The sequence below is a fragment of the Vibrio sp. M260118 genome (assembly GCF_036533755.1).
GTDB lineage: Bacteria > Pseudomonadota > Gammaproteobacteria > Enterobacterales > Vibrionaceae > Vibrio.
Map to the genome: position 1 here is coordinate 1 of NZ_JATABG010000285.1, position 6,740 is coordinate 6,740.

At 44.6% G+C, this 6,740-nt stretch carries 6 protein-coding genes and 1 pseudogene; 4 read left to right on the forward strand and 3 right to left on the reverse strand.

The window, feature by feature from the left end; translation table 11 throughout:
- Positions 1-71 precede the first annotated feature (71 nt).
- Positions 72-1,982, forward strand: a complete 1,911-nt coding sequence (locus tag QTO00_RS15010) for a methyl-accepting chemotaxis protein (RefSeq protein WP_331425510.1) — start codon at positions 72-74, stop codon at positions 1,980-1,982.
- Positions 1,983-2,212: 230 nt separating this feature from the next.
- On the opposite strand, the gene QTO00_RS15015 is transcribed toward QTO00_RS15010, so the two are convergent.
- Complete coding sequence (locus QTO00_RS15015; RefSeq protein WP_331425511.1) at positions 2,213-3,418, reverse strand: MFS transporter; 1,206 nt, start codon at positions 3,416-3,418, stop codon at positions 2,213-2,215.
- 97 nt (positions 3,419-3,515) lie between these two features.
- Here QTO00_RS15015 and soxR point away from each other — a divergent pair, with 97 nt between their 5' ends.
- Entirely contained in the window at positions 3,516-3,983 is a 468-nt protein-coding gene (gene soxR, locus QTO00_RS15020) for a redox-sensitive transcriptional activator SoxR (protein ID WP_331425512.1), read from the forward strand.
- Here soxR and QTO00_RS15025 read toward each other — a convergent pair.
- Both QTO00_RS15025 and QTO00_RS15030 read right to left on the reverse strand, forming a co-directional pair.
- On the reverse strand, positions 3,954-4,826 hold the full coding sequence (locus tag QTO00_RS15025; RefSeq protein ID WP_331425515.1) for an AEC family transporter: 873 nt from the start codon (positions 4,824-4,826) through the stop codon (positions 3,954-3,956). The genes soxR and QTO00_RS15025 overlap by 30 nt on opposite strands.
- Entirely contained in the window at positions 4,744-5,190 is a 447-nt protein-coding gene (locus QTO00_RS15030) for a peptide-methionine (S)-S-oxide reductase (protein ID WP_331425513.1), read from the reverse strand. The genes QTO00_RS15025 and QTO00_RS15030 overlap by 83 nt, the downstream gene beginning before the upstream one ends.
- 315 nt (positions 5,191-5,505) lie before the next feature.
- Between QTO00_RS15030 and QTO00_RS15035 the strand changes: the two genes are divergently transcribed.
- Positions 5,506-6,504: an ABC transporter substrate-binding protein gene (locus QTO00_RS15035; protein WP_331425514.1), complete on the forward strand. Its 999-nt coding sequence runs from the start codon at positions 5,506-5,508 to the stop codon at positions 6,502-6,504.
- Between the two features lie 3 nt (positions 6,505-6,507).
- Positions 6,508-6,740: pseudogene (locus tag QTO00_RS15040) on the forward strand (GGDEF domain-containing protein); the annotation flags it as partial.

The following is a 6,740-nucleotide window of genomic DNA, read 5'->3' on the forward strand; positions in this document are numbered from 1 at the left end:
ATTTAACACTGGCTTTTGGTCTTTTCGAACTAAGAGCTATACGATGAATAATAAAATAAGGACGTGTTGTGATGAGAAACTTGGGTTTCAGAAAACTCTTACTTATATCCATCATAACTTTGGTTGTTTTTTCTGTTTCGATTTCGAGTTATGTCGCTTACAGTCAGCAGAAAGAAACTTTGGTTGAGATGATTACCAATAGTTATCAAGAGTTTGTAGAGAGTGAAGCGGAGCAGATTGAAGATAAGCTCAGTGAGAAAGTGGAAGGCTTGAATAAACTCGGTAAGCAGTGGGAAGACAAGCCCATTGTAGGGGAAGAAAAAGACTTTATTCAACTTACGCACATCATCGCGGGAGCAATGAATTTAAACAGTTCGGTTGTGGCATTTACCAACGGTGATGGCTATTGGAACCAAAGCGCAAGAACTTGGCCAAACAATAAGTACGATGGTGATGTGACTACTCGAAGTTGGTACCAGCTCGGTAGGCAAAGCCCTTCAGCAGACATGACGGAACCTTATTTGAGCAGTGATGGTGATACTTATTGGGTGTCGATCGTTCGTAAAACATACAGTGGTATGATTTCAGTTGATATGCAGCTTGGTTTCCTTAATCAGATCGTTAAAAACGCCAACGAAATTCCCGGGGCGATAGCAATGATCATTAATCATGACAATACAGTGCTGGCGTCGTCGATGCCTGACATTAAAGCGGGGGAGCGTGCGGATAAATATCCTTGGTTGTCCAATGTGGCGAAGCAATCTCTCGGAGTCAAAGATGCGGTTTTCGATAGCAAGCAAGGGGATATAGACAAACTATTCTTCTCCCACCAAATTAATATCGCCAGCAAAAATTGGTACTTTGTGGTTGGGTTAGAGAAAAATGTAGTGTTTTCTGATTTATCTTCAGCGAAGCACGCGGCCATTACTACCGCGATTATCGCTACTGTGGTCAGTGTTATATTGGCACTGTTAATATTGAATGTTCTGTATCGCCCGATCTTAGTGCTTAAAGAGATGATCTTAGGACTGAGTCAGGGTAATGGCGATTTAACGCAGCGAATCGAAGTGAAAACCAACGATGATCTTGGGCAAATATCCGAGGGCGTGAATGCATTCATTGCCAGCTTGCAGGCGATGATGGTTGAGATAAGGCAAGTGACTAATCACTTAAATGAGAACGTTGATCGGATGAAGGATCAAAGCCAGCGTAATAGCGTTATTTTGCAGAACCATGTTCAAGAGACGGAACAAGTGGTTACCGCGATCGAAGAGATGAATTCGACAGCGGAATCGATGGCAACTGATGCTGCTAATACTGCAGAGCTCACTCATAAAGCCAACGAAGCAAGCTCGAATTCTAAACGAACCGTGACTCAAGCTCAGAATAATGTTCAAGAGCTAGTTGATGATGTGAGTACAGCCTCGGAAAATGTAAACCAAATGGCTTCAGAGACCGACGGAATCAACACCATTTTAGGCGTAATTGGAGATATTGCAGAGCAAACCAACTTGCTTGCACTGAATGCTGCGATTGAGGCTGCTCGGGCTGGTGAGCAAGGGAGGGGGTTTGCCGTCGTGGCTGATGAAGTGCGAAATCTGGCAAGTCGCACCAAAACTAGTACTGAAGAGATTGAAGCTGCCTTGGCGAGTTTGTCGCGTGGAAGTCAGTCGGTTGTTGACTCTATGGAGTCAACGAAACAAAAATGTGCTCAGACTGCCGAGGGGGCAGGCCAGGTGGCTGAAAGCCTAGATGTAATGACTCAGTTTGTTACTGATATCAATGATTTGAGCACTCAAATTGCGACAGCGGCAGAGGAGCAGAGTAGCGTAACGCAAGAACTTAGCCGCAATATGTCTGCGATCAATGACATTGTTGGCGAGTTGGATAGCAATGGTCAACAAGCACTTGAAGAGGCGCAAACCATCTCTGATATGAACCAAAAACTGACCGAGATCGTGGTTCGATTCAAACTTGATTAATTCCTGTTAGGACAAACTGCGAACAGTCTTAAAGCAAGCGAAGTAAGACGCCTTAGTAACTAGTTAAAGTTTTCAAGTGAATGGGCGTTTCTTTAGACCAACGACAACAGTATGATGAAAAAATATGGTTGAGAGCAAAAAGGCCAACTTACCAAAGCGCTAGCCAATAAATATCCGTTTGTGGATGTTGAAGTGGTCGTCGTTTAACGACCACTCTGTATGGGGTAAGTCTAAGATGCCATCAACAGATTTAGTTCGTCTTTTGTATTTAACCTAATCATTGCAGCTACTGCGACAAACATAGCGGCGGCAGCGAGGATAAAACCATATTGAGTTGCGTCAAAGCGAGCCAAAGCTGCGATGACAACATAGCTAATGCTTTGCACTGAAGTCGAAAACATGGCAAGCCCTCCATCCACTCGTCCACGTTGATTGACCTCAACGGTGTGATGCATCCAATTGGTACGTGCGATGCGATTTAACGCGTTAAAGAAGCCGAAAAACAGCGTAAATAGCAAGATATAGCTAGGGTGGTGCGAGAAACTCATGCCAACTAAGGTGAGTGCCACCACTGCCATCGAGTACTGCATGGTTGTTTGGTGTGAGGTTAATGATAATAGCTTGCTAAGTAATAGTCCTGTGAGTAGTGAACCTAAACCAAAGCTAATGTTATAACCTGCATACCAATCGCCTGAAATCCCATTTTCTGCAAACCAAATCGGAACTAACTTGCCCAAAAATGTCAGTATTGGATAGGAAAGGCAAGAGAGCATAACAAAAGCATAGAAGCGGGGCTGCTTAGTAAAAATACTCTTACTCTCTTTCATCTGCTCAAGAAAAGGAACCTTGTGCGAGCTATGTAATTGTCTCCGATAGGGCGTTACTATATAGCTAAGCGCGGCGATGACTGAAGCGCTAGCCGCAAAAGCTGCGAACTCAAGCATTCCCCATGCTTGAAGCAATATGACGCCTAATGCACCTGCTCCGAGGGTGGTGCCTTGCATAACGATTTCTTGCTTGCCTGAGATAGACGCGTATTCATGTAGATCGTAGTTTTCTTGAGTAAAGGCATTGTTGGTTGTCCAAGCTAGATTACTCGTAACCCAGAATACAAGTTGTGCTGTGGCGAGTAACCAATGTGAGCCGTCAGACCACCAATAAGCCAAGAACACAACCATAGCAGTTGCTGACTGAATCAGCTGGACTAAAACAAGTAGTGACTTGCGCGAGTGTCTGTCGATCAGAGTTGAGAAAAAAGGGGTAAGGACAAACGAGGTTACGGTGCAGGCGAGTGCGATAAGAGCGACAAAGGTTCCCATGTTATCTGATTCAAGCATGACCCAAGGAAGAGCCATCATGAATAAGCCAGATGAAATACCATCAAAAAAACGCCCAGAAAGATAAGGTAAGGTTCTGCTTTTTGCGAGTAGGTTCATTGAGTTTTCCTTATGTATCGTTGCCAACTTAGTGCTACTCTAAAACCTCAAGCTAACTTGAGGTAAAGCGCTTTGTTTAATTAATTTGGAGGTTTATATGGAAATGAGCGTCGGAGAAGTTGCAAAACGGGCAGGGGTGAAGGTCTCTGCGCTTCACTTCTATGAGCAGAAAGGATTGATACATAGTTGGCGCAATCAGGGTAACCAGAGGCGTTACCATCGTAGCGTGTTAAGACGAATCGCAGTGATCAAAGCGGCTCAAGAGGTTGGGCTAACATTGGAAGAGATAGTGGAATCCCTGCAACATTTACCTAAACATCATGCGCCAAATCGAGAACAGTGGGATCGGATGGCTTCTGGCTGGAAAGCGATGTTAGAGCATAGAATCTTGCAGTTAAAAGCGTTGCAAGATGACCTTGGTGGCTGTATCGGTTGTGGTTGTCTGTCTATGGAGTCTTGCGCTATTTACAACCCGCAAGACATACGGGCCGAGACTTTCGCCGGCAAAACCTTGCTGACTAACCCTGAGGATTGGCTACAACGAGAGAGCGAACCCGAGCAGTAGAGGTAAGGTCAAAATGGTAAAGAAGTTACTGAACAGAACCATAGACGCGACCTTGTTCGGATCGATATTGAACTGCTCTGCAAAGAGATAGTTCATCACTGCTGGTGGCAGCATCGTAAATAAGACCATCATCTGAAGTTCCATTTTTGGTAATGGGATAAAAAAGTAGATCACCGCAAACGCAACGGCACCAGTGGCTAAAGATTGCAGTGTACACATTATTCCTACCTTAAGTCCGCTTAGGCGAATGTTGCACATTTGCGCACCTAATGACAGCAACATGACAGGTACCGCTGCTTGACCAAGCAGAGTGGTCGCTTCGTACAACGGTTGCCAAACGGTCACGCCGGAAAGGTTTAAAACCAACGCGCTGCTGGCGGCAATGAATATCGGCATTTTTATGATCTGTTTGAACGGATTCCCTTCACTGAGTAGAGCGAGCCCGACACTGATATGCAGACAAGCTGATACGACAAAAAGCAGCACAGCTGGAGCCAATGCAGAGTCGCCAAACGTGTATGTAAACAGCGGAATGGCTAGGTTACCACTGTTACGGAACATATGCGGTGGTGCCCAAGCCTTGTACTGAAGCTTAAAAAGTCGGCAAACAGGCAACATGATTAGACCGGGCAACAGAACTGCGATAAACGACGCGGTGAGTAAGGGGGTCTGCTCTGTATTAAGCGGCATAGCCACCAACGAAGAAAACACCAGTGCGGGAACAAAGGCTTCCATGTTGACGCGATTAATCGGTTTGAAGTCAGGTTTCAGCCAACGGCCTACCGAGTAGCCAACAGCAATCAAAGCAAAAACAGGAAAAAGAATCCCTATGACTTGTTGAATTAATCTCTAGTGTGATGCTATTTCGATCATCACGTTGATCAATATAACGACGTGCGGCTGCTAAGTGTTGGTCACACTCACTATAAATGCCGGTCCGATACTTCTCACCAATGTCCGGTCCCTGTTGGTTGATGCTGTATGGATCAATGATTTCAAATAGATAAGAAACTAACCCTTCCACTGAAACCCGTGTGGGATCGAATACTGTCCGAACGCACTCAGCATAGCCATCATAGTCACTGGCCGTGGTGTTACTAGTGCCGTTTGCTCGGCCTGCTTCGGTACTGATCACACCAGGTATATGTTTGAAAAATTCTTGAACTCCCCACAGACAGCCTCCAGCAATATAGATCTCTTGGTACAACTTTTTACTCGCTTTGGTTTAGATTTCGATAAGTTACTGCAATGCTCCATCGTTAACAATAGCTAATCGAGAGGTGTGTTTAGCTTCCACCGTACCTGTATGAGTGATCTTTATCCTGATTGTAAAAATCGAACACAATAACTGATGTTTTAATGTCGCGCTTTACGATTGAATTGCTTGGATTGTGTGATCGATGCCAGATTTCTCGATGCACAAACGTCAATAGTGCATAAAACCGTGTCGGTCTGTGCCAAATAATATTTCTATGCGCTACGTTTATATGTGTTAAGTTTCTTATTTGGGCGTTGTTTGATTATGCGGTTTTTTGCACCTAAAAAACTGGCTTTAGCTTTCTCTGTGTTGCTTGTTTGTGGCGTTGCTACCAACGCTATTCTTGATCTCAGCCCCAAGCAGACTACTTCTTCTTCGCAGATAAAAATCGCTGTGTCACTAACTCCACTCTCTTCGCCTTTCTTTGTTGCGGACCAACTGGGGATATTCAAGCAGCTTGGTCTAGATATTACCCTATACCCCTGTTCTAGTGGCGCAGCTTGCACTCAGCTAATGATTGACCGTACCGTTGATTACGCCACAGCCTCGGAGTCTGTGTTAATGTTCCAGAGCTTTGAGCGAGATGACCTTTCGCTGCTCGTTAGCTTTGTTGAATCTGACAACGACTTGAAACTGCTAACGCTTAAACCGAATCATATACGAACAGTTTTGGATTTGGTTGGCAAGAAAGTGGGGGTTATTAAAGGCACTGCGAGTGAATTTTATCTTGACTCTGTATTGCTTAGTCAGCGGGCAGAAAAAAATGCGATTGAAAAAGTCTATTTGTCACCTCATGAAATGGTTCCTGCGCTACTCTCTTTTCGAGTTGACGCGATATCGGCATGGGAGCCAATGGGATATGAGGCTGATCTTCTCTCTGTGGCTGACATATCCAATCTAGGTACGAAAGGAGTTTATCAGCTCTCGTTTAACTTAATCACCCGTTCTCCTTATCTAGAGTTTGTCGGTGATGAGCCTGTCCGGCTGTTACGAGCGCTGGATATGGCGATTGAGTGGATTAATGCGCATCCTAAGCGTTCAATAAGTTTAGTCGCTCAACGTCTGGACATCCCTCTTAATCAAGTGAAATGGTCTTGGGAAGACTACTTGTTTAGACTATCGCTTGGTAACTCTCTGCTATCTAATCTTCAACTCCAGTCCCGTTGGGCGATAGAAAATGAGTTGGTGCAAGGTTCACCCCCAGACTTTAGGCAGATTTTCTACACTTATCCCTATCAACAAGCTGTTGCATTAAGGGACTGACTTATGCTCGACTCTCTGTTCAAAAAGATGTTTATCTTATCGACAACGACCATGATTTTGACTTTGTTTATCGTGGTTTCGTTTTTTAAGATTAATGAGCAACAGAAAGCGACTAAAGTCGAGTTGGACCAAATTATCGAACTGCAACTTTGTGTTGACTTGTTGCGCAGTCAGTTGTGGGTATTCAAGCAGTTTGGTGACGGTACCAGCCTTAATCAAGTAGAAGTGGCTCAAGC